The following is a 22273-nucleotide window of genomic DNA, read 5'->3' as shown; positions in this document are numbered from 1 at the left end:
CGAGGCTTGCCACCAACTCGACGTGCCGGCCATTGAACGCCCAGCACCGAGACCAAACGTTCAGGAGATACCCATGAAACGTACCGCACTCGCTGGTCTGTTCATTTCCGCTGCAATGTTGGCCTCCCCCGTATTCGCTGCGGACAACAACCTGTGTACCGTCAAAGTGCAAGAGCTCAAGGACAAAGTGACCTCAATGCCGGCAACCTCCGAAAACACTCGGATGGAGCTCAATCGAATGCTCGCCAGCGCGCAAGCCTCGCAGGCCGCCGGTGACGAGAAGAAATGCATCACCGAAGCGACCCAAGCGCTGTCGCGTGCAGACAAATTGTCCAACGAACCCAACCCATAATCAGTTGAGGCCAACCTTCGGGTTGGCCTTCTGAGCTGTGTTGGCGTACACTGCGCACGCCTGTCGCTCATATGATTCACCGAGCAACAGGCACGGGGCCGTTTAGGATTCGACGCCGGTCGCGAAACTTTAGGTGCATGCCGAGTTGGTAACAGAACTCGTAAATCCACTGTTGCAACTTTCTATAGTTGCCAATGACGAAACCTACGGGGAATACGCTCTCGCTGCGTAAGCAGCCTTAGCCCTTCCCTCCTGGTACCTTCGGGTCCAGCAATCATCAGGGGATGTCTGTAAACCCAAAGTGATTGTCATATAGAACAGAATCGCCGTGCAGTACGTTGTGGACGAAGCGGCTAAAACTTACACAACTCGCCCAAAGCACCCTGCCCTTCGGGTCGCTGAGGGTTAACTTAATAGAAACGGCTACGCATGTAGTACCGACAGCGGAGTACTGGCGGACGGGGGTTCAAATCCCCCCGGCTCCACCAAATAATCATCTAAAGACGTCCACGGACGTCTTTTTTTGTGCCTGAAATCCAGTAAATACAAGGATTTAGCGTCCACGAGCGTTCACCAGCATCCGTGACCATCTAGGCTTTCGTGTATTCCAAGTGGTATTCCAAGCCCTCACCTGCTATTTTTTGGAATACATAAACAGCATCGGAATACTCCATGGGAGCCCAAGCCACGCGCCTTTCAGACGTAAAAGTCAAAGCCGCGAAACCAAAGGAAAAGGACTATATACTCACCGATGGCAACGGCCTGCAGATGCGAGTGAGAATCAATGGCTCAAAACTATGGAATTTCAATTACATCCAACCTGTGACGAAAAAGCGGATAAACATGGGGTTGGGCACCTTTCCTGAGGTGAGCCTGGCGCAAGCACGTAAGAGAACCGTTGAAGCGAGAGAGCTTGTCGCCCAGGGGCTGGACCCTAAAGAGAAACGAGACGCCGAGCGGCACGCGAAAAAAGCAGCCACGGAACACACTTTCGAAAATATCTCGGCAGCGTGGTTCGAGCTCAAAAAGGATTCAGTCACCCCTGCGTACGCCGAGGATATTTGGCGCTCTCTCACACTGCATGTCTTCCCTGATCTGGCCACCACCCCAATCTCTGCTATCACTGCCCCTAAAGTCATAAATTTGCTTCGCCCCCTCGAGACGAAGGGCAGTCTCGAAACCGTTAAACGTCTAACCCAACGCCTCAATGAGATCATGACCTATGGTGTCAATTCGGGTTTGATTCACGCGAATCCGCTCAGTGGAATCCGCTCCGTTTTCAAAAAACCCAAAAAGAAAAACATGGCGGCCCTTGCGCCCGATGAGCTGAAAGAGCTCATGGTGGCAATTGCCAATGCCAGCATAAAAAGAACTACGCGCTGCCTGATTGAGTGGCAACTTCACACCATGACTCGGCCAGCCGAGGCTGCCACTTCCCGCTGGGTTGATATCGACTTCGAAAAGAAGATCTGGACTATACCGGCGGAGCGCATGAAGAAACGTCGGGTGCACATCATTCCGCTTACGGAACAAGCTTTGGCGCTCTTGGAAGCAATCAAGCCCTACAGTGGACACCGGGAGTACGTCTTCCCTGCAGACCGGAACCCTCGCACCCACTGCAACAGCCAGACAGCCAACATGGCGCTGAAGCGCATGGGCTTCGAAGGGCGCCTAGTAAGTCATGGCATGCGCTCAATGGCGAGTACCATCCTTAATGAGCGCGGTTGGGATCCTGAGTTAATCGAGGTCGCGCTAGCCCACGTCGATAAAGATGAGGTACGCAGCGCCTACAACCGAGCCGACTACATTGAGCGTAGACGCCCGATGATGGCCTGGTGGAGTGAGCACATCCAAGAAGCGGCAACTGGCAGCCTGTCGATGGCAGCTATTAAAGAAAGTAGAGACAGAAAAGTCGTGTCAATACGCTGACCCACGGCTCAGCGTTGGAGAAAACCAGTGCTACTCGATCAGAGATAACACCGTTGAACATGGGCCCTCCGGGATTTCATAAAACACCGTGTCCATCCGAAACGCATCTTCGTAGAGAAAGTATTAGTTTTGAAACTCCGGAACCGCTTGTCGACCTGTCAGATCCCTGACAGGTCGACATATAAGTCGCACACTACTTGAGTGAGAGTTTTCTCTTCAACTCATCACCGATCAAACTGATATTAAGCTCCTTGCCCGGGTTGTTATTGCAGAAATCCGTCAACACCGAAATGTAGGCCGCTCCCAAACCTTTCGTCAGCGTCGCAGCCGTTGTCGCGGCGATAGTGCCGCCTACCGCACTGCCCACACCTGGAATCATTTTGAGCAAACCGGTCACGACTGCCCGGCCCAATAAGCTTGCTGCACTCGAACCCAGCGCCGATGCCACCAGGGTCGTCAACGCACTGGTACTGACTTCCATTCCAAACGTCACACCAATCTTGGCCAGCATCCCGACTTGAATCGGTATCAATACAAAAGAGTCTGAAAATGGAATCGGCGTAGCCCCAGCCGCCGCTGCCAGGCCGCTGGCGATCAATACTTCCTTCTCAGCCTGCTCGACTTTGATTTTCATGGAAGATTGATGCCGCGAGCTCAATGCATTCGCGAATGCACGCTTTTTTGCTTCGGGGATCAGCCTCGCAGATTCATAGATCAGCTCGTCGATACCTTTGACCCCGAACTTGAAAACGTTGCCTTCGTCGTCTTCGATCTGTTGCGCCTCTGCGCGCACCCGTACTACGGCTGAAGCGCCGGGCAAAAGCTTTTTGACCTTGAGGTGAAAGTCAACGTCCTTAGCGAACATGCTTTTGGTGACAACCGCCACCACTGGAATGGATTGATCGATCAACACACGGCAGAGATCGATTTCCGCCTGCTCAATCCGATCACCGCCTTCCTGAATGCAAATCCATGCCGCATGGATGTGCTTGTTTTCATCGTGATGCCCCGCACGCAACTCAAGGAAACTCTCCAGATCCTTGAGAATGGTCGCGTAGTCCTTCAACTCCAGACCTTTGCTGTCGATGATCGTGATTGGATGACCTTCCTTGGTGATCTCTTCGATCTGCTGCGTCACCGGGGTACCGGAGCCGGTCTTCGCCAACTGCCCACGGAACACCGTGTTGATCAGGGTACTTTTACCCACGCCCGTCTTGCCTGCGACGACGATATTGACCTTACCGGAACCTCGCACGGCGTCACGAATGACGTCATCAATCGCATCCTGTTGCCGATCAGCTACTTCCACCATTACAGCCTCCTTAAATATTCAAATGATCAACACATCACATCGTTTGCAGCTGTTTGCAGGCCGCTGCATTTATTTCCACGAACGCATCCCACGTCATCGTCCGTTGATAATTCAGTTCGAATTGCCGATCCACGCGGCAGATATCCGGCCGGTCTGCGTAGATACGGCAGCCACCATCAGTCTCATCCAGATGCCTACATACCCCATCACCCCGATCCATCCCGGCTATTTGCGGCAAAAGATTGACGCGTTTGCAGCACTGCATGCAGCGGTTGCAGGGGAATGCCCTGCGGTGATCAGACATAGGTGTCCAAGGTGACCTGGCACTGCACCAGCAGTTCGCGGTCTTCGCTGAGCTTGCACTCGGTCTGGCTGAGGCTGCCGCGCAAAGCCTTGAGCTTGTCATTGACCAGCGCAAAGTTGCTCTTGATATTGGCTTCCACCACCTCGGTAAGAGTGCGGGAAAATTCCCAGGCAATGTCGTCGCCCAGGCTCTTGATCGCCTGGTCGCGCCGCTCACGCTCCTGCTGCTCTTGGCGAGCCTGTTCTTCGAGGCGTTGCTGTTCCGGGTCGCCGGCAAAAGCTGTGTAGATCAATTTGCCGACCTGGTAGACGACACCGATGGCAGGCAGCACCTTGCCTACAACCTGCTCAGCCATTTTCCCCATGGTGATCGGCCCAATACCCTTGAACAGAGTGGGCAGCCACTCCTTGCCCAACTTCATCACCGTCACCACGTGCTCGGTCTTCAGCGCTCCGCCCGCCTGGCGCACACCTGCTTCCAGCAAGCTCATATCGACGGCCGAACCTGTAGCCCCGGCGGGTTCGCCAGCTGAGGCGCCGGGGATATTCAACGCACCCGTAGAAGGCATGTCTGGGTGCTGCACGCGGACCTGATCGAGCATCTCTTCTAGAAGTTGCGCCGCATCCAGCGCCAGACGTTTGAGCTCGTCATCCAGTTCGCCACACACCTGTTCGTTGGCGCGCCGGATCAGCCCGTCGATCTTGGTTTGAGCACCCTCGGCGTCCTGGTGCATTGCCAACATCGCGCCCTTGGCCACCCCGGCCGCCTTCGCTTGTACCGACGCTTTAAGCAGCGAACGCAGGTCGATCTCACGCCGTGCGATTTGCGCGTAGAACTCGTCGATGCGAGCGCTGGAGGCCTGATCGCGCTGTTGGTCCAACAGCGCCAGCGTCTCACCCAGGAAACCGCTCAGATCGGTGGCGACACCTGCAACAATCTGACGCTGCTCTATCGAAGCAAAGAACTGGTTGAGTTCACTTTCGAACTTCGGAAAGCCCGAGTTCTGCAGCAAATTACCCTTGTGCTCAAGTTTCGCCTTGAGCGCCGATCGGGCGTTGACCTCCAGGATCGGAATTGCCTGCAACACTGGTGGCAACCCACGCGCCTGGGCCATCTGTTGGATGCGTTCGCGCAGTTGATCCTTGATTCGCTCTGCTTCCAGCGGCTCCAGCGGGTTCTTGCGGTTGAGCACCAGAAAGATCTGTTTGTTACGCGCGACCAACTCCAGCAGCGCCGAAAGCGTTGCTTCTTCTTCAACAACGCCCAACGGGTTGACCACAAATATCACCACGTCAGCTCCATACAGCTGCTCGCGCGTCACCTGCTCGTGGGCTTGCGGTGCGTCGATACCTGGCGTATCGAGGATCTCGAAGTCGCCCCAACGGTAGCCCTGAATTTTGTAGGTTTCCGGCGTATCGGCAACCTGCGCCTGCTCGGCGCCGAGCAACGCATTGATCAGCGTGCTTTTGCCGGCGTTGTACACCCCGTAGACCATAATGGTCGCAGCAGCACTGGCCTTCCGGGCCGCCACCATCTTGCGGATGGCCGATGTTGCCGAGGGGTTGTACACGGCACACAGTTCGTCCACGTCGTCGTAGAGCGACAGGATGTGGGACATTGGGGGTTGTTGAGTCATGACTGTGGAGTCTCCACGAGAGTGTCAAGTCTGTCGTTCAAGCGGGTAATCTCAGCGACGAGCACCTCGCAATAACGCTGCATGCTGGCGCGTACCGGCTCGTACAGGCCCATGACGTGCTCGGCCAGCAAGGCCGGCACGGCGTTGGCATAGGCGTCGAGGGCGGCTTGGCGCTGCTCCTCCAGGTTGTCGCCGACCACCACTTGGTGCGTTTCGTAGCGAGCCTTGGCACTGCGACCGGCAAGACTGGAAGCACTGCCAATGGACGCACCGAGGAGCGCTCCGGGTATGCCTCCCACGGCAAACCCCAACGCGGCGCCCAACAGTGAGCCGCCCGTGCCCCAGGCCGTCTTGGTCCCCGATTCGGTGCCGGTCCGGTATTCCTTGGCAACAGTCACTTCACGGTATTCAGGCAAGGCGCTTAAGCGGCTCGCGTCGAAGGCGCGGCGCAATCCGGCTTGTTGTGTCTTGTCGATGTGCTTCAACGCGTCCTCAGCGCGGTCACCCAGTACGGACGCCAGTTGGTTACGCAGCTTGCCTTCGATCTTTTCGTCGTAGCCAGCATCGAACAGTTGGTTGACGTAGCGGCTCATCTGCGCGGCGCCCGCCAGACCCAGGTTGCGCACCTCCTGCTCGATGGCCTTGCCCTGCTCGCGGATCTGCTGCTCGAAGTCGTTGGCCAGCTCTGCCACCAGGGCCAGATCCGTCGCTGTGTCTTTGATGGCGTTGCGCAGATTTTTCATCGGCGTGGCCAGCTTGAGCTGCAGCGCACCACTGTCACAGATTGTCTTCAGCGTCCGGAACAAGTCGCCCACACCACTGGAAGGCAAATGATCCGGGTGCGTTTCAGCGAAGCGTGTCGACAGCGGCAAAACATGCGTGTATTTCAGCGCATTGTCGTCCAGCCTCAGCAACTCGTTGTTCACATAATCGACTTGTGCCTGCCGATCCTTTGCCGACTTCATGACGATTTCACACACCGCGGTGCCGTCGTCGTCCTCATCTTCCTCGGTGGTATCGCTGCCGGTCAGCACCACCATCAATGACTTCTTGTCGGCCAGCAACTCGCCGATTTCCCCCATATCGGAGGCCCGGCCGGGCGCCTGTGAACTCATGGTGTAAAGGATCAGATCGGCGTGTTCGACATACTCGCGGGCCAGGTCACCATTGGCCCGGTTGACGGAATGCAAGCCCGGCGAATCGACCCAGGTTAGGCCAGGCAAGCGAAAGCCCTGGATCGAGCTGGTCGCTTCGGTGGCGCCTACGCGAAACTGCAAGTTATGTTCGGCTTCCTTGTGCTTGTCGCCGCCATCCACCGCCGTCTGCTCGGCGGAGAAGTACACCGGTTGAACCTTCGCCTGCGCCTTCAACTGCGCCGTCGGCTCGCTGTGACCCCAGGCGACATAGTTGCCCAGTGAGCTCTTGCCGGACTTGACCTTGCCGTAGACGAAAACCAACAGAGAGTCGTTGAGGTTTTCGCGAAACTCCGCGCCCTTGGCGCGCACCTTGACTTGTTTTTGCCACACGGCGAACTGGTCCGCCAAACGTTCCGACAGACCTTTCGCCAGCTTGTGCAACGGGTTGTCGCTGCTGACAGCGCCGAGCAGCGCCTGGGTGTGCCCGAGGTTGCTGGAGATAAACTCCTGGCGCAGCAAATTGAACGCACGATCCTTAACGTGGATGTCGCTTTTCTGCTGCTCAAACTGGGCCTGGAGTTGCTCGAAAGCCCCCATCAATTCGTCGCGGGTTGCGGCGTTCATACAAGCTGCTCCACCGAGTTTTTCAATTGCTGCAGACGCTTGATTCGCGCCGCCGATTCCCGGAGTTGAGTCTGGGCCTGATGCTCCGTCTGTTGGGCAGCCAGCGGCGCGGTCAGTGTCTCAAGCACATTGAGTTGAGATAGGAAGCGCTTGGTTTTCACCGCGGAGAACGCCGAGTCAGCGCGCAGAATGATCTTCATCGCATCGCCATAAGCTGAGTCCGAAGATTGCTGGCTGGCGACGACTTGCTCCAGCTGAGTCGCCGTCTTTGCCGGGGCCATAGCCTTCACGGGCTGACCCAGGGTTTGCGCGGCGCCGTTGAGCTGGGATTTCAATTGCTCGCGGCGGTCTTTTTCCAGATTTGAAATCCGATCCTTCAAGCCTTGCTGCTCGCGCTCGCGTTTGGCGGCAAGTTCCTGCTTGCGGCGCTCGGCCTCACCGGAGCTTGAAGAGCTGGATGAGCTTGAAGACGGGCTGTCATCAGACACCGCCTTGACGATCGCTGTCACGGCGGCCACTGCAGCGGCACCAATCAACCAGGGTAGAGGCATTACAAGTCTCCTTGACTTAAAGGCGGTTCAACTTTTCGCGGGCTGTGCGGATCTCGGCGGTCTTGGCCGAAAAGCTGCTTTGAACGCTGCTCATCAGCTCGATAAAGGCGCCGGCAGTGTGGGCGTAGGGTGCGCAGAGTGTCTGGGCCAGAACTTGCTCACGCTCAATGGCCTGGTCAAGCGCTGTGCTCAAATCCTCACGGCGCTGCACCAGGCGCTGCTGGCGAGTCGCCGCGAGTGACGCGGCCATTTCGTTCGACATTTGGTCAAGGTGCAAGGCCAGGCGGGGAATGCCGCTTTTGGCCTGCATTCCTTCGCGGCCCAACTCAACACCGCGCTGATACCGGCGGCTGGAGACTTCAAAGCACGTCGGCTGGAACCCCAAACAACGCAGCACCTGGCCTTCAATTCGCTCACGCACCTGCGCCATCGCGTCGTTCTGATCCAGGTCCAGAAGACTGAACACCAGCACCAGCCGCTTTTCGAGCGCATCGCCATGGACATCACGCAGTTTGAGCAGAAGGTTGACTTGTTCCTCGTCCAGCTCCCCCGGAGGCGCGTGAACGAACAGCACGACATCGGCGATATCGAGCCCTTCCATGGCCTGCGCGCTGTCGCTCTGGTCGATGCCCAGGCCCGGTGTGTCGACCAGCACATAGTGCTCAAGCTCAAGATGCTGGTTCTCGCGAGTGGTACGCACCGCGCCGGTGGCGAAATATTCCTGGTGTACATGGCCGCTCAGCATATTGAGCAACGAGCTTTTGCCGGCCTTGACCAACCCCCAGGCAGCGATGCGCGGCTTGAGTGACGCAGTCTCCGTGTGTTGCAGCTGGAGGCGTTTGCACTCGGCCTCGAGTGCATCGATGTACAGCACTGCTTGATCCATAAACCTGAAACTCCTGGGGCGCCATCGTCCAACGACAGCGCGTTGTGCGGCTGCGGTATATCAAGATATCTACAAATAATGCCACATTGCCATGATCTACCGCAGCCGCGTTGTTCATGCCTACCGCCGGCGGCTTAAAGCCCCTGTCGTGCCATAAGCTCCGCTATGGCTGCCTCAAGCCAGCCCGCCGCACGCATTTTCAGGGCGGTGCTGCCGCACTTCGGGCAGGTGACGAACCAGTCGCCGGGCATCAATGCATCGCTGCGCGGTGCAATGGTTTTCTTCCAGTGGCAGTCTTCACACACAAACGTGAAGGGCCTGGGTTTTATCGGCATGAATCGGTTCTCCTATAGAGCAATGCTGCGGATTATTCTTCGACCGGGATCAGCGCCTGCAGGATTTCCAGCTTTCGCTGCAACTGCGCGACGTGCTCTCGCTCGGCCCGCAACGCCGAACGCAGTTCGCGGTTTTCCGCCTCCCAGATCTGCGCCCAGTGCAAATCTTTCTGATAATGCGCGACCACTTTCCAAAGCTCGCTCAACTTCAAACACTGCTGTACCAGCACCAGCAGGATGACGCCCATCACCACCAATGCACCCGTCGAAACCACGTCCGGCATAGTCATGCTCACATCCTTTCATGTCTTCGATGTATTCCGAAGACAGACACACGATATGTAGTGATTCACGACAGGTCTAGAATGTAGACTTATACAGGTAAAGTATTCAAACACATGGAGCGGGTATGAAACGCAAGCAATCCATCGAACAAGTGCGCTGGGACCTGGCACTTCGCTATCGTTTGATCGAGACCGTCGCCTGGTGGGAAGGGCGACTGACCACGGGACACTTGATCCAGAGCTTCGGCATCAGCCGGCAGCAAGCCTCTAAGGACATCAATACCTACATCAATGAACATGCGCCCCGAAACTTGACATATGACAAGCAACGCAAGGGCTATGTACCGAGCAAGCAGTTCAAACCGCTGTTCATCGATGACAGCGCCAGTGCCTATCTGCACCTGCTTTACCAAAACAATGAACGGGCCCCGCACATCGACGGGCTAGCCCTGGCATACGCCCACACCAAAGTGCTCGAAGTACCCGACCGGCCGATTCGGCCAGAAATCCTGCGGCCCCTGCTCGCGGCTTGTCGCGACGGTTTGCGCCTGGAGACCGAGTACGTTTCGCTCAACACCCCGAACGTGGAAATCCGCCTGATTGCCCCTCACACCCTGGTGTACACCGGGATGCGCTGGCATGTGCGAGCATATTGCGAGAAAAACCGCGAGTACCGCGATTTTGTGTTGAGCCGCCTGCGGGGCGAGCCGGATTTGCTCGACGAGTCGCAGAACACACGTGAGCTGGACCTAGACTGGAATACCGAAGTGCCCATCATCTTTGCACCCGATGGCCGCTTGAACGCAGCGCAGCAGGCAATCATAGAAACCGATTTCGGTATGACGGATGGACAACTGGTAGTCGCCAGCCGCAAGGCGCTGGTTAAGTATGTATTGCGCCGCTATCAGGTCGACCCAAGAAACCAGGCCACCAACCCTGAGGCTCAGCAGATCGTGGTCAGCAACATCAAGGAACTGAGGCCATGGCTCATGCATGATTGAGGCCCATTTCCCGCCAGAGACGCAACGCACGGATGTAGTTGTCGATTTCAGCCGTGAGTAGCTGCTGCGCCAGCGAGTGATGGCCGTTGAGCAGGGCGATATTGCGCACGGTATTGCCCTGGTGGTTCTTCGCGCCCAGATCAAGGCCGAACGTCACGTAGCGGTCAATGAAGTACCGGGCGGCCTTCAAGTGGCCGTTGACCAGCAGCCAATGCAGCGGCGTGTTCCCCAGCCCGTCACGGTCATTGAGGCTGGCGCCCAGCCGGTAGCGGGCTTGCAGGGTTTTGACATTGCCGTATCGCGCAGGCAGGTGGATGTACTTGTCGTGGGGCATAAAGCTGCCCCGGCCGGCCCAGCCTCGAATCTGCGGGTTGCCCCGGGCGCCGAGTAGCTCCAGCGTGTCGATCAGGCCGCTGCGGTTCAGCCGGTAGGCCATGTCCAGTGGCGTGTCACCTGCCAGGTCGCGCTGATTCAACCCCTGCGGATCGAGAGGCTGTACATCATCGAGCAGTACACAGAGGTGCCAGTCGCTGAGGCCAAGCTCAGCCCTGTCTTCGAGGCGATCAAGCATGGCGATCGACCGTGCCATATCTGACCGCCATGCACAAGCCGTTGACCAGGCTCATCTCGTGTGGCGTCTTGCAGCGCACGGCGGTCAGGTCTGGACTGGCGACGATGCAAGCCAGGGATTTGGCGCGACTGACGGCCACGTTCAAACGGTTTTTCGAGTACAGAAAACCGATGTCGCGCGGAAGGTAATTTTCGTTGGAAGTCGCCATCGACACGATGACAATTTCTGCTTCCTGCCCCTGGAATTTATCCACCGTACCCACGCGAGCGCCTGCGGGCAGAACTTGTTTGAGCACTTGAACCTGCAAGTTATAGGGCGCCACCACAAGGATGTTGTCGACACCGATCGCGTGTTCCTCACCGTCGCTATCGATAAAACGCTGCTGCGAAAAATACGCATAAAGCGCCTGGACCTGCGCCGCCTCTTCGTCCGAACTCTGGCTGTTGCCATCGTGTTCCACAGGGCAAAACATCAGCCCGCTGCCTGGAATATGCGGGCACTGACCATCCAGCAGCAACACCCGCCTCTCGGTGCCGGGTGCCGAAGACAGCTGCCCTTCGTACACGGCTTGCGAAATGAACGAGCAAACGTTGGGGTGCATCCGCCAGGTTTGCGCCAGGAACACCCCACGATCAGATGCGATTGTGGGCGTGCCATCCAACAGATAGTCGAGGATGGAATCGCCGGAGCGGCCCGGATGCACGCCTTGCACTGGCTGCGACAATTGCATCTGGTCGCCCATCAGGACGATGTTTCGCGCAGCCAGGCCCATCGTGACCAGATTCGCCACACTCACCTGACCAGCCTCGTCGATGAAAAGGTAGTCCAGTTGCTGAGTGAAGACGGGGTCGGCAAATAGCCAGGCGGTGCCGGCGGTCAAGTTAATGTTCGGCCCCCAGGCATCGATGAACTCCTTTTTTTCCTCGATGGAACGGATGCAGCGGCCGGTGAACTCCGTGCCTTCGCCCTCCGAGGACTTTTTTAATCCCGCGAAAGTGAATCCCTCTTCTTGCGCACGAGATTCAACCGCCGCCAGCAGGTTATTGATGGCGTGGTGCGAATTGGAAGTTACGCCGATGCGCTTGCCCGCCTTGAGCAAATCAACGATGACGTGCGAGCCGGTGTAGGTCTTGCCTGCACCTGGCGGCCCCTGAATAAACAGCACGCTGTGCTCGAGGTTTCGCACCACCTGCTTGATGGCATCAATCGTCGGCAGGCTTGAATCAAGCAGTGGCGCACCCGGCTTGACGCCCTTCACCCGCGGAGCGCGTCGATGTAGAAAGTCTGCAACCGCCTGGAAGCGCTGTTCGTCGGCCAAGAGGCTGTCGGCATAACGGAACAACGCCTTGCGCAGCGAAGTAGACGGGATCGGCCTCCCGGGAATCATGTCGAAGTAATCAGGCGGTGCATTTCTCTCGGTAGCCTTGAATGTCGCCAGACCGTTGTCATGGTCCAGATTAACCAGCTGTACGCTGGCCAGGGACTCGGTAATGACGCCCTGAGAACCAGTACGCATTTTGGTTTCTTGAGGGTCGAAACTGTACTCATACAAAAAAGATTTCTTGTTCGGTTCAGGCGGTGTGTTTGTGCGCCGCAAACCGGCCAGACTCTCGATATCCTCCAGCAGCTCCTCGGTTGTCATGTCCTGCCGACTGAACAGCTGCCACCACGTTGGCTTCTCGGCACGGCGGTGGAAGTCGAGTAGCTGGAAGGTGAGCAACGTGACCTGATCCTCGTCACTCATGGCCTCTTCGTCAGCTCGCAGACCACCCAGCAGACGAACGCGATAATTCTCCAGAAGAATCTCGATTTCCTTTTGCTCCACGACTGACTTCTCGCTTTCGGCTTCAGTCCCAAGAAAAGCGCCTGCATTTGACGGCTTGATCTCCAGCAGCCAGTTGCGCAAAAGGTAAGTGGACAGCACGTCGTCTTCGTTATAACGCTCGATTTGCTCAAGCAATGCCGACTCGCCGGTCTCTTTCCATCGCTCATAAAACACGATGCTCGCGCCAGCATTGGTCACGTCGCCGTCGCGCCGGCCCATGTAAAAATGCTCGATATTCTTGATTGAGTAGCTGGGCTCCGACACCCGGATAGCTTCGCGCACAACCTTGTACAGATCGATCAGTTTGCCGTTGCGCAGCAACCAGTCCACTTGCGCTTCGCGCGTCCCGTGTTGGCTCATCAGTCGCTTAATAGCTGTTTCTTCGTAGCTGGCGTAGTGGTAAATATGCGCGTCGGGGTAACGCTTGAGATGGCCGATGACCCAGTCGATAAACTGCTCGAAGGCGATCTTTTCTTCATCCCGGGTATGCGCCCAAAAGGGTTTGAAGATTTGCTGCCCACCCTCGTCTATGTAAAGACCGAAGAGGTATTCCAGGCCACCCTCTTCCAGCGGATTGCCCTCCATATCGAAGAACAGGTCGCCCTCGACCGCCTTGGGCATCCGATAAAAGCCACGTCGCTCACCCGACACGGGAAGCAGTTCGAATAGCGGGACATCGCTGGAACGCCCCTGGAACTGCAAAAGCGCCTGATGCCGCAACTTGCTCAATGACTCTGTCTGCAGTTTTGGAATGTGCAGGTCGTCAGTACTGTCCGCCAGCTGGTGCAATGTGGTCACGCCGGCACTCTGTAACTTCTGGATTTGCGAACGGCTGATACCAGCTACCGCCGAGAGGTGATCGTCATGCAGTCGTTGCTCGTCGCAGCGATCACGCCAGGCGCAGAACCCACAATGCCCGCATGGCTCCGGGTAGGTAACGGGTCGCTCGGCACTGTTCACGAACGCTTCGAAACGTTGTAGCACATGCTCCAGATAATCGGCGTAGTCGGCAACCCGAAATGCCTGCTCGGTACGCGCAGCATCACCGAGTACGAGGTACATGAACTGCGGTTGTATGCCCTGGATCGAGATCAGCATTCGAGAATAAAGCGCAACCTGCACAAGGAACTTGGCCTTCGCCATTTTCGCCAGCTTGGTGTCGATCACCTCATAGCTGTGGTCGCCCAGCGCCGACGCCCGCGGCACTTTGCGCAGGAAGTCGGCATGGCCAATAAAGGCGCCTTCCTGAAGCGACGCCTGGAAGATGATATCGGCACCGGCCTTCATGGCCTGGATGGTCAGTTCCACCCGACGCGCGAAACTCGGATTGCCCTCGGCAATGTCGACAACGTTGGCGTATTGGCTTTTCAGCCGTTCGAAAAAGGCCGCTTCATGGGCCAGACCTTTGTCCTGGATCAAACGGTTCTGCTCGCTTGCCGCCGCTTTTTCCATAGGGCTTACAAGGTTCTGAAGGTCCAGCGCCGTGAGGTGCTGGCACTCAAGAAAACCGCAGATATCTGAGGCAGAGTACAACTGAATTCCGTTTCGGCTTTGCATGGTCGCTTCCAGTACGGTGAAGCGTCCAGGAACGCTTCACGCTGATTCAATATCCTGTGTGAGTCAGGCGTCGAGCGAGCATCCGCCGAAAAACTGCTCGAACAACGTCGTCGGCAAATGTTCTGCATCGAGCAGCCCGAAGTGCTTGCCCACGTTGCGCCCCAACGCCATCAGCGTCTTGGCAGAGTTCTCGGTACCTGCATATCCGGCGCTCAAGAGGTAGCCGATGCGTGCCTTTTCAGTCGTCGCCCGCAGATACGCATTGCCCGTGATCAACACATCCACCAAACAGACGCTTGCCCGTTCATCACCCAGGGTGAATGGTTCCAATGTCTCGCTCACCAATGCAGCGCACAACCCATCCTTGCCACCGACGACGATACGTTCGAGTTCTTCGAGCGACCGGCCAAACAGGTCGAATTCATCGATGGAAAACGCGAAACAGTAGCCCTGCGCTGTGGCACGCGTGAGCGGGTTCTCGTTGCGCGGGTTGGCCAACAGCCAGGCAATGAAGGACGCTTTATTGTCGAGCGAACCGCTGTGGCGGAAGGCCAGATAATCCTTTAGGACCTGACTGAAGGGATGCCCGGTTGGCACCCATCCAGTGCTGTCAAGTTCACTTTTCTGCGGATCACTCGCTGGCACTGCGGCCTTCGGATCAGTCGCCAGCGTCACATCAAAGCACCGCAGGTCATAGCCGAGCATAAACAGGCTGGCCTCGAAGGCGTGGCATCGCGCGGGCAGCGCCCCTTGTTCGGCAAACCAGCCAGTACGTTCGAGCAGGGCGCGGATAATCCAGCCCAACCGCACCTGCCAACGTGCCCATTCGGCATAATCAATCGCCGAAAATTGCGGCGCCGCCAAGCCGTTCAAGAATGCTCCCGGGTTGCGGATCTGGTTGCCACGAGCGGCTCCGGACGGGAACGCCAGCAGAGGTTTGCCGCTCCCCGTCCATTGCTGGCGAAACAATGAATACAGCATGCCTATCGCTGCGCCGACGCGACTGTCATAGATGGGTGACCCCGACGGATCAAGCAAGGCGTGAATCTTGGTCAGGCCAGCATCGAAACGCTCGACACTGATCGCGTCGAGATCATTCAGATCATTGTCACCATCGAGCGACATGAGCCCGGCCATTTTCCGCAGATAGCTCGACAGCTCGCCCTTTTCGGCCAGCCGGTGCAAAAATGGAATGGCTCCCCGGACACCACCCCAACGAAGAATCTGCAAACACGCCTGAAGCGCTTGTTGTTCGTCCCCCCGGTTGACCGCACTCGTCAGCCACTCGCGAAGTTGACCGAGAGAGCGTTGAGTTTCAGCCCAGGTTTGTGAATCCACCGAATTTTGATGGGTATCTTGCCAGCTTGCTTTCCAGCGGTATTGCTCAAGAATCTGCTCGAAACCCTGGACATCAGCGGTTAAACCGCCCGGCACAAATTTGCTCGCCTTGAAGCGCAGCTTGAACGTCAACGTCGGCAAGTTCGTTGCGAGCCATGCGATGAAGGACTCAACTTCAGGTTGCGCCAGGAACTGTTCGCGCTTCATGCAGACCACCTTGCAGGTAATATCGAATGGCCATACCCTAAGCAAAACCACACCCCCCGTCCATGTTGTTTGTCCGTACAGGTAAACAAATGGCGCAGGTTCTCTGGCCCTCGATTGAAACTTCTCTACCCATGCCTGGGTTTAATCAAAAATATGTAAAGTTTTCAGACGCTCCCAATCTGTTGACGTACTGCCCATGACCTCAAGGATCGGCACCCCATGGACCATCAAGCACTCAAGACCCGTCATCGACAGGAACGTGAAAGTCATCATCCCAACCTCACCTTGCGTGTTCATCGGGCGCTGAGTTGGCTCAATCGTGCCGAGCAAGCTGACGATGTCGATGGGCGTTTTATCTTCCTGTGGATCGCCTTCAACTCGGCCTACGCCACCGATATTGACGAGCAGTACCGCCTTTCCGAGCAATCCACGTTCAAGGCGTTCCTGGACAAACTCTGCGCGCTCGACACGGCCAACCTGATCGAGAATCTGGTCTGGTCCGCGTTCTCCGGCAGCATTCGCGCGTTGCTGGACAACCCCTACGTGTTCCAGAGCTTCTGGGATTACCAGAACGGCAAGATCAGCGAGCAACAGTGGACCGAGCGCTTTGCCAGCGGTCGGCGAGCAGCGCAGCAAGCTTTGGCCAACCGCAATACCCCAGCAGTGCTCGGCGTTCTGTTCAATCGAATTTATACATTGCGAAACCAGGTCATGCATGGGGGCGCAACCTGGAACAGCAGTGTGAACCGGGATCAGCTGCGCGACTGCTCAAACCTTCTCGGCAAGTTGGTGCCGGTGATTATTTTGCTGATGCTGGATAACCCGGAAACGCTATGGGGTGATGCTTGTTATCCGGTTGTTTCTTAGGTCGTGGGACTTTCCAATCACGCGATCACAAACGAAGTGATTCCGCTGGCTGTTCATCCTCATCACCTAACTTGCCACTGTCGAGCATGACATCTTCGTCCTCGATCAGAGGGACTGCGAAAAAGCGGGGACTTTGGGCGCAAACTGCGCCCGTTCCCGCCCACGAACTGTTCAAGGAAAGAATGCAATGATCAAGAAATCGGTATCGGAGCTCTCGTTCGTCAACAAAGGGTCGCCATTGCCCACTGTCGAGGTCGACTCGCACTCCGTCGAAAATGCGGGCTTTAGTATCTACCGCACTGTGATGCAGGTACTGACCCAGTTGGCCGAACAGGACGCATCACTTCGCGCAACCCTTTACATGTACGCTTCTGCCAGCGTCAATTTCCGTGAGCAGAGCTGGTCTGAATTCCTGTTGGTTGCCGGCCCTAATAAGGTTCTACTGGCCTTGGGCGCTGGCTTCGAGCGGTTGCCAGCGGTGAAGTCGCGGTTCAGCGATTACGTTTCGTCCTCCATAGCCCTGCGCACATTTCATGTCGAGGATGGGCTGGTATGGGAGCAGGAGGACGCCTGCACTTGGTATTCCAATGGTCAGAGCCTGGCTGACCTGACCGCTGAGGCCGAAGAGGCCGAAGAGGCCGAAGAGGCCGATGATGATCCGGAACTTACTGAGGGGGATGAAGAGGACGAGGACTGGGATGTCGAGGAACCAGATGCCGAGGATGAGCAGGGTGCAGACCAGGCCGTGGCCACTGCCGAGCGAAGGGCGGCGCGCTATCGGGCCGCACGTTCGGATGCGAAGGTCAGCAGCATTCGGGCAGCCATCGAGGAAGTCTTTGGTCTACCGGAAGGTTCGGTCGCGCTCTGTGGACCGGATCGGCGTGCGCTGCGGGGGGATGCCCGGATCAGGACGTTGCGCAAACGCTGGGAAGAGAGCTGAGCAGGGGAGCCGATAAATGACGCATGAATCTCCTGTCCGGGTCAGAACCCTGGCATTCGACGATCTGCTAAAGGTAGGTTGGCCATTGGCACTGGACAGTTATCAGCGCGGCTTCGTGTGGGGCCCGGACAAGCTGTTGCAACTGACCAGTGATCTCGCAGAGTTCGCAGGCCAGCCGGACAAAACCTTGCCTTACTACATTGGCGCGGTATTGCTGCATCGCGATGTGCACCAATCGAGAAGGTTCATCATCGATGGTCAGCAGCGCATCACGGCGTTGTCGCTGCTGTATCACCGAGCGACCGGTGCACTGCCAGCGGGCCAGGTGCTCAGCTATTCGGGGCAGTCCGCACGACATATCCGTGAAGGGATTCAGGCGTTGAAGCAGCAAGAGCCGATTGCACCGGAGATCATCGCAAAGCTTCGTCTGACGGTGATCGAGGTGGACAGCAGCGACCTTGCTTTCACCTTTTTCGATACCCAGAACAATCGCGGCGTGCCTCTGCGGGCCACCGACCTGCTCAAGGCCTATCACCTGCGTGCGATCGATCACGCAGACGCTGAGGGCGATCTGAAGACAGCCCTGCAGCAGCAATGCGCCGAGCGCTGGGAGGCGCTGCAACGTCAACCCGCGATACTGTCGCCCGGCCAGGATTTTGCCCCCAACCTGTTCAATCGTTTTCTCTGGCGTGCGCGGCGTTGGCGCGGTGCGCAAACTCCAGCGGGCAGACACGAGACGCTGCTGACCGAGTTCCAGTGCGACACATGGAACCACGTTGCGGACACCCGCAGCAGCGTCGACAGCGTGCCGCTCTACGCCACCCGACACAATCGGCTGGCAACTGCGTTGACGCTGACGGGCGACGGAGAGCACGTACTGCACGGCAGTCAACTGCGCGTCAGCCACAACCCCGCGAACTTGCCGATGGCACTGCGCCAGCCCATTCATGAGGGCGTGGGCTTCTTTCTCTACGCAGACAAGTATGCCGCCCTGTTGCAGAGGCTGATGAACGATACTGCGCCGTGCGCGCAGGTGAGTTTTTTCCGCGCGATATATCGACAGCTGCTGTGCAACAACCAGGAGTATCTGCGCGAAATTTTCATGCTCTGCAGCCTGGTGTACATGGATCAGTTCGAAGTCGAGCAACTGACCGCGTTTGCCTTACGCCTGGAGTTTCTGCTGGGCGCAATTCGCCTGGAGAAAAAACAGGTCAAGCAGGAAACCGCCGCCAACTTCTTCAGGTTGGCCGAGCTAAACCTGCTGGATGTGATCGCACAAAGCTACCATCCTAAACAGGTGCTGGACTTTCTTCAAAAGCGCCAACACGCAGTGGCATCGTTGTATGCCGATGAAACGATTGAAGTGGGGAATGGTGTGCAAGGTCGATACAAACGGGCTGTTCTGGCGTTCTACAAGGTGCAGGCGGATCCTGAATGCCGCAACCTTGCGGACAAATCGCAATGGCTTGAGGTGTTTCTTAAAGCCTCCCATGGAGGTCGCCATGAGCATTGATTCCAGCCTCTGCACTCTGCAACAGCTGGCCAACAGGAAAGACGCTGCGTGGTGTTTCAATGTGCCGATCTACCAGCGCCTGTATGTGTGGGGTGATGAGCAGATCAAAACACTGCTGACAGACATCGCCAATGCTTTCGATCGAGGCGACACGCAGTTCTTCCTGGGCGGCACGCTGTTGGTGGAAAAAACCACCGATGAAGATCGCAATCAGGGCATGCGCCGCTTCGACCTGATCGACGGCCAGCAGCGTTTCACCACGTTGTGGATGCTCAGCACGGTGCCGGTATGGAGCCAGGTGATGGAGGACTTCAGTAGGGTTGTGCTGAAGGAAGGGACGATTCCGCGTCTGCACTTCTCAATCCGGGAGCAGGTGAACGACTTCCTTGCCAGCATGATGCCGGGGGGGAAAGCGACGAGCAGCGAAATCATCGACACTCAGAGCATGAGAGAGGCTCAGCAACTGATGGCCTCCTTCGCGCAGACCTACAAGCGTGCGGACGGCGGGCCTGTTGATGATGAATATCTCAAGGCGCTGGCCAGCTTTGTGTATCGCAATGTATCGCTCGTGCTCACGCAAGTGCCTGAGGGGATGGACCTGAACAAGCTGTTCGAAGTCATCAACAACCGTGGTATCCAGCTACAGCACCACGAGATCCTCAAGGCTAGGTTGCTGCAGGACATCCCCGCGGAAAGCCGTTTCCGTTTCGCGGCATTGTGGAATGCCTGTGCCGACATGAGTGGCTTTGTCGAGCGCAATCTGTGTCTGGAAACCCAGCTGGAGGCGCACCGACTGGGGGATCTCTATAACAAGGGGCAACTGCTCCATGCAGGCGCCGTACACGGGTTGCTCGATCGAAAGACCAACTCCGCGCAAACGGATGGCTACGACCGCCTGACCTTGCAAGCCATCGTTGACTGCTCTGTTACCGATATCGGTGCGGCTCCGGCAGCCATCACCGAGGATGACGGAGAAGCCCCCTGGGCGCGGAGCATCATCGGCTTTCCACTCTTCTTGCTGCATGTGTTGCGTATCTGGCTGAAGGAGCAAGGGCAGGCAGATCTGCCGCGTGTGCTAGATCGGCAGCTGCTCGCCCTGTTTGAAGCTCACTTGCTAACACCAGCGGATTCGGCGCAGCGTGTGGCAAGGGCGCAAGGGTTCATTGATCTGCTCTGGCGCATGCGTGTGCTGTGGGACGAGTATGTGATCAAGTGGGTCGATCAGGGCGATGACGAAATCCATCAGGTCTGCCACACATCGATTTCCGCCAGTGAAGACAAGCGTTACATCAATCGCAGTCGCGACAATGCCGTGCACCAGGGCCTATCGTTGCTGCAGAGCATGCTGTATCACTCGCAGGAAATCACCACCCATTACTGGCTGACCCCCTTCCTGTATTTTATCCACAAGCATGCGCACACCGTGCGGGGTGGTGGCGGTGAAATCGAGCGGTACTATGGCTTCCTATGCCATCTGGATAACCAGCTGCTTGGAGAAGTGACGGATGCTTCGCTGGTCGTACGTAGCCGCCGGTTCATGGACGATCCCTGGCGTACCGCTTCGGCGCTGCAGTTCGACGCTGTGCTGACGGAGGACCATGGCGTCAGATTTGCGCATTACTGGTTCTATAAACTGGACTTCGTGCTTTGGTATGAACAGCAACGTGATCATGAGTTCTGGGGCAATTTCCGTTTCACCGCGAAGAACTCGGTGGAGCATATTTCGCCGCAGACCCCACAGGCGATCGATACCAACACGGTCTCGCGGGATTGGCTGGACCGCTTTGGCAATCTTGCGCTTGTCTCGCGCAGTATCAACTCGGAGTACGGTAATCTGCCCTACAACGAAAAGCGCCAGCGATTCCTCAACAAGCGGGCGTACGAGAAGCGGCCTGACTCCCTGAAAATGGACTTGATCTATTCGAAGGAAACGTGGGGAGAGGTCGCGGCCGATGCTCATCAGGCTGCTATGCTGGCGGCACTGCAATGCCATTATCAAAGGGTTTTCACCATCGACTAGGGTGACGGTGAAGCAAGCGTTATCTGCGCTATCCATTAAGCGCAACGACGGGTGATAACCCTGCAGCGATGTCGCCCGATGAATCCACAGCCAGGAGCGACGGTTCAGCATCTACGGCATGAGCAGGATTACACTGCGAACCACTGGGATGATGCCATCGCGTGCAAGCCCGCTCCCGCAAAGCTTGGTGCCCAATCCCTAACTACCGTCCATTTGGGTCGATCTCAATCTGCCACGACCGGCTAATGACGACCCAAAGCTCCCTGTCGCAGCAGCTAGAAAATCAGAGGAGATTCAGCGTGCCAGATGGAGCTGAGCATATGTTCACTGAGAAGAGCCAAAATTCATTAAAAAGTTGGTCACATAGGTCTGGCAAGAAGTGGCCCGAAAACGTGTGTATGGATTAGATCACCCGTCATTTGAGAAGCGCGAAGAGTACATCCAGTGAAATTTCCACATTGGTGTCTGGTTCGTAGAAACAATCATCTAACGGATCCGTCCAAACCAACTCCCCGGTCAAAGGCCGTCGCATGCAGTTACTCAGCCGCAGGTCCATCGACTCAATCCCCCGAAACTCAGCCGCCAGCGCCAGCGTTTCCATCAACCCAGCATACTGCCTGTGAGCGCGCGCCAGTTCACGACATTGCTGTGCAACAACGGGTAAGTCCCTCGAGCCAGGCTGCCCCTCTTCATCGAATCGCGCAAGCCAAGCCTCAATAATAGGCTCGCTGCCCACTTCAATATCAACCAGGCGCTCGACCTGCGCAAGCCAGTAGAACTCTGCCTCAGGACCAGACTCGTAGGTGTCCGATAACGCCACCGCACCATAGTTGTGCAGTACCCTGACAACGTTTGGGTTACCCGCAGCCGATTGTTGCGCCAGGAAGTTATGGCCACTGCCTTGCAGGGTTAGCCTCAGCAAACTGTCACCCGTCTCGAAGATAGTTGAACTGGAACCGGTCTTGAATACCTTCGCGCCTTTGAGTCGCAAGATTTCCAGCAGTCGGTCGAAATTCGGGGTAGGGAAACGCGCGCAGATGTGTTCGCTCATTGTGTTCTTCCATAACAGATTGAGGGTCTGCCGA

Annotated in this window: 19 protein-coding genes and 1 other RNA gene; 8 read left to right on the top strand and 12 right to left on the bottom strand. The window is 56.9% G+C overall.

Going from position 1 to position 22273, the window contains the following annotated elements; genetic code table 11:
- The first annotated feature begins 73 nt into the window (after positions 1-73).
- From FBY12_RS07330 to FBY12_RS07320, 3 genes are all read left to right on the top strand, one after another.
- Positions 74-352 (top strand): hypothetical protein, encoded by a 279-nt coding sequence (locus FBY12_RS07330; protein ID WP_121731737.1) that lies wholly within the window; start codon positions 74-76, stop codon positions 350-352.
- 94 nt (positions 353-446) lie between these two features.
- Positions 447-840: a transfer-messenger RNA gene (gene ssrA / locus FBY12_RS07325) on the top strand.
- 184 nt (positions 841-1024) lie between these two features.
- A complete protein-coding gene (locus tag FBY12_RS07320; protein WP_145252480.1) occupies positions 1025-2281 on the top strand; it encodes an integrase domain-containing protein in 1257 nt (418 codons plus the stop codon).
- A 193-nt stretch (positions 2282-2474) separates the two neighbouring features.
- Here the strand turns inward: FBY12_RS07320 and FBY12_RS07315 are convergent, their stop codons facing one another.
- The 8 genes from FBY12_RS07315 to FBY12_RS07280 form a co-directional block, all read right to left on the bottom strand.
- Positions 2475-3593 (bottom strand): GTPase, encoded by a 1119-nt coding sequence (locus FBY12_RS07315; RefSeq protein ID WP_103438630.1) that lies wholly within the window; start codon positions 3591-3593, stop codon positions 2475-2477.
- A 34-nt stretch (positions 3594-3627) separates the two neighbouring features.
- Complete coding sequence (locus FBY12_RS07310; protein ID WP_145252479.1) at positions 3628-3897, bottom strand: YkgJ family cysteine cluster protein; 270 nt, start codon at positions 3895-3897, stop codon at positions 3628-3630.
- Complete coding sequence (locus tag FBY12_RS07305) at positions 3890-5533, bottom strand: GTPase (RefSeq protein ID WP_256663286.1); 1644 nt, start codon at positions 5531-5533, stop codon at positions 3890-3892. Before FBY12_RS07305 ends, FBY12_RS07310 begins: the two co-directional genes overlap by 8 nt.
- Positions 5530-7293 carry a dynamin family protein gene (locus tag FBY12_RS07300; RefSeq protein WP_145252478.1) on the bottom strand — a complete coding sequence of 588 codons (1764 nt, stop codon included), beginning with the start codon at positions 7291-7293 and terminating at the stop codon, positions 5530-5532. The genes FBY12_RS07305 and FBY12_RS07300 overlap by 4 nt, the downstream gene beginning before the upstream one ends.
- Entirely contained in the window at positions 7290-7844 is a 555-nt protein-coding gene (locus tag FBY12_RS07295) for a hypothetical protein (protein WP_145252477.1), read from the bottom strand. Before FBY12_RS07295 ends, FBY12_RS07300 begins: the two co-directional genes overlap by 4 nt.
- 16 nt (positions 7845-7860) lie before the next feature.
- Complete coding sequence (locus FBY12_RS07290; protein WP_145252474.1) at positions 7861-8730, bottom strand: GTPase; 870 nt, start codon at positions 8728-8730, stop codon at positions 7861-7863.
- A 134-nt stretch (positions 8731-8864) separates the two neighbouring features.
- A complete protein-coding gene (locus FBY12_RS07285) occupies positions 8865-9065 on the bottom strand; it encodes a hypothetical protein (RefSeq protein ID WP_103438636.1) in 201 nt (66 codons plus the stop codon).
- Positions 9066-9097: 32 nt separating this feature from the next.
- Positions 9098-9355: a hypothetical protein gene (locus FBY12_RS07280; protein ID WP_103438637.1), complete on the bottom strand. Its 258-nt coding sequence runs from the start codon at positions 9353-9355 to the stop codon at positions 9098-9100.
- Positions 9356-9474: 119 nt separating this feature from the next.
- Between FBY12_RS07280 and FBY12_RS07275 the strand changes: the two genes are divergently transcribed.
- Positions 9475-10350, top strand: a complete 876-nt coding sequence (locus tag FBY12_RS07275) for a WYL domain-containing protein (protein ID WP_145252472.1) — start codon at positions 9475-9477, stop codon at positions 10348-10350.
- On the opposite strand, the gene FBY12_RS07270 is transcribed toward FBY12_RS07275, so the two are convergent.
- The 3 genes from FBY12_RS07270 to FBY12_RS07260 all read right to left on the bottom strand — a co-directional run bounded on the left by FBY12_RS07270 (position 10337) and on the right by FBY12_RS07260 (position 15848).
- Positions 10337-10939, bottom strand: coding sequence for an ankyrin repeat domain-containing protein (locus FBY12_RS07270; RefSeq protein WP_103438639.1), 603 nt, complete (start codon positions 10937-10939; stop codon positions 10337-10339). The genes FBY12_RS07275 and FBY12_RS07270 overlap by 14 nt on opposite strands.
- Positions 10914-14303 (bottom strand): TM0106 family RecB-like putative nuclease, encoded by a 3390-nt coding sequence (locus FBY12_RS07265; protein WP_145252470.1) that lies wholly within the window; start codon positions 14301-14303, stop codon positions 10914-10916. Before FBY12_RS07265 ends, FBY12_RS07270 begins: the two co-directional genes overlap by 26 nt.
- A gap of 63 nt (positions 14304-14366) precedes the next feature.
- Positions 14367-15848 carry a hypothetical protein gene (locus FBY12_RS07260; RefSeq protein WP_145252468.1) on the bottom strand — a complete coding sequence of 494 codons (1482 nt, stop codon included), beginning with the start codon at positions 15846-15848 and terminating at the stop codon, positions 14367-14369.
- 219 nt (positions 15849-16067) lie between these two features.
- Between FBY12_RS07260 and FBY12_RS07255 the strand changes: the two genes are divergently transcribed.
- The 4 genes from FBY12_RS07255 (at position 16068) to FBY12_RS07240 (ending at position 21188) form a co-directional block, all read left to right on the top strand.
- Positions 16068-16715, top strand: a complete 648-nt coding sequence (locus FBY12_RS07255; protein ID WP_057025050.1) for a HEPN domain-containing protein — start codon at positions 16068-16070, stop codon at positions 16713-16715.
- A 187-nt stretch (positions 16716-16902) separates the two neighbouring features.
- Positions 16903-17655 (top strand): hypothetical protein, encoded by a 753-nt coding sequence (locus FBY12_RS07250; protein WP_145252466.1) that lies wholly within the window; start codon positions 16903-16905, stop codon positions 17653-17655.
- Between the two features lie 16 nt (positions 17656-17671).
- A complete protein-coding gene (locus FBY12_RS07245) occupies positions 17672-19168 on the top strand; it encodes a DUF262 domain-containing protein (RefSeq protein ID WP_145252464.1) in 1497 nt (498 codons plus the stop codon).
- Positions 19158-21188 (top strand): DUF262 domain-containing protein, encoded by a 2031-nt coding sequence (locus FBY12_RS07240; RefSeq protein ID WP_145252462.1) that lies wholly within the window; start codon positions 19158-19160, stop codon positions 21186-21188. The genes FBY12_RS07245 and FBY12_RS07240 overlap by 11 nt, the downstream gene beginning before the upstream one ends.
- A gap of 415 nt (positions 21189-21603) precedes the next feature.
- On the opposite strand, the gene FBY12_RS07235 is transcribed toward FBY12_RS07240, so the two are convergent.
- On the bottom strand, positions 21604-22239 hold the full coding sequence (locus FBY12_RS07235) for a hypothetical protein (RefSeq protein ID WP_145252460.1): 636 nt from the start codon (positions 22237-22239) through the stop codon (positions 21604-21606).
- Positions 22240-22273 lie beyond the last annotated feature (34 nt).

Source organism: Pseudomonas sp. SJZ131, from assembly GCF_007828705.1.
GTDB classification, from domain to species: Bacteria; Pseudomonadota; Gammaproteobacteria; order Pseudomonadales; family Pseudomonadaceae; genus Aquipseudomonas; species Aquipseudomonas prosekii.
The sequence above is the reverse complement of the archived record's forward strand: the minus strand, read 5'-3'. Positions and strand labels throughout refer to the sequence as shown.

Coding starts and splice junctions, on each gene's coding strand:
- FBY12_RS07330 (WP_121731737.1), top strand. CDS start 74: ATGAAACGTACCGCACTCGCTGGTCTGTTCATTTCCGCTGCAATGTTG.
- FBY12_RS07320 (WP_145252480.1), top strand. CDS start 1,025: ATGGGAGCCCAAGCCACGCGCCTTTCAGACGTAAAAGTCAAAGCCGCG.
- FBY12_RS07315 (WP_103438630.1), bottom strand. CDS start 3,593: ATGGTGGAAGTAGCTGATCGGCAACAGGATGCGATTGATGACGTCATT.
- FBY12_RS07310 (WP_145252479.1), bottom strand. CDS start 3,897: ATGTCTGATCACCGCAGGGCATTCCCCTGCAACCGCTGCATGCAGTGC.
- FBY12_RS07305 (WP_256663286.1), bottom strand. CDS start 5,533: ATGACTCAACAACCCCCAATGTCCCACATCCTGTCGCTCTACGACGAC.
- FBY12_RS07300 (WP_145252478.1), bottom strand. CDS start 7,293: ATGAACGCCGCAACCCGCGACGAATTGATGGGGGCTTTCGAGCAACTC.
- FBY12_RS07295 (WP_145252477.1), bottom strand. CDS start 7,844: ATGCCTCTACCCTGGTTGATTGGTGCCGCTGCAGTGGCCGCCGTGACA.
- FBY12_RS07290 (WP_145252474.1), bottom strand. CDS start 8,730: ATGGATCAAGCAGTGCTGTACATCGATGCACTCGAGGCCGAGTGCAAA.
- FBY12_RS07285 (WP_103438636.1), bottom strand. CDS start 9,065: ATGCCGATAAAACCCAGGCCCTTCACGTTTGTGTGTGAAGACTGCCAC.
- FBY12_RS07280 (WP_103438637.1), bottom strand. CDS start 9,355: ATGACTATGCCGGACGTGGTTTCGACGGGTGCATTGGTGGTGATGGGC.
- FBY12_RS07275 (WP_145252472.1), top strand. CDS start 9,475: ATGAAACGCAAGCAATCCATCGAACAAGTGCGCTGGGACCTGGCACTT.
- FBY12_RS07270 (WP_103438639.1), bottom strand. CDS start 10,939: ATGGCACGGTCGATCGCCATGCTTGATCGCCTCGAAGACAGGGCTGAG.
- FBY12_RS07265 (WP_145252470.1), bottom strand. CDS start 14,303: ATGCAAAGCCGAAACGGAATTCAGTTGTACTCTGCCTCAGATATCTGC.
- FBY12_RS07260 (WP_145252468.1), bottom strand. CDS start 15,848: ATGAAGCGCGAACAGTTCCTGGCGCAACCTGAAGTTGAGTCCTTCATC.
- FBY12_RS07255 (WP_057025050.1), top strand. CDS start 16,068: ATGGACCATCAAGCACTCAAGACCCGTCATCGACAGGAACGTGAAAGT.
- FBY12_RS07250 (WP_145252466.1), top strand. CDS start 16,903: ATGATCAAGAAATCGGTATCGGAGCTCTCGTTCGTCAACAAAGGGTCG.
- FBY12_RS07245 (WP_145252464.1), top strand. CDS start 17,672: ATGACGCATGAATCTCCTGTCCGGGTCAGAACCCTGGCATTCGACGAT.
- FBY12_RS07240 (WP_145252462.1), top strand. CDS start 19,158: ATGAGCATTGATTCCAGCCTCTGCACTCTGCAACAGCTGGCCAACAGG.
- FBY12_RS07235 (WP_145252460.1), bottom strand. CDS start 22,239: ATGAGCGAACACATCTGCGCGCGTTTCCCTACCCCGAATTTCGACCGA.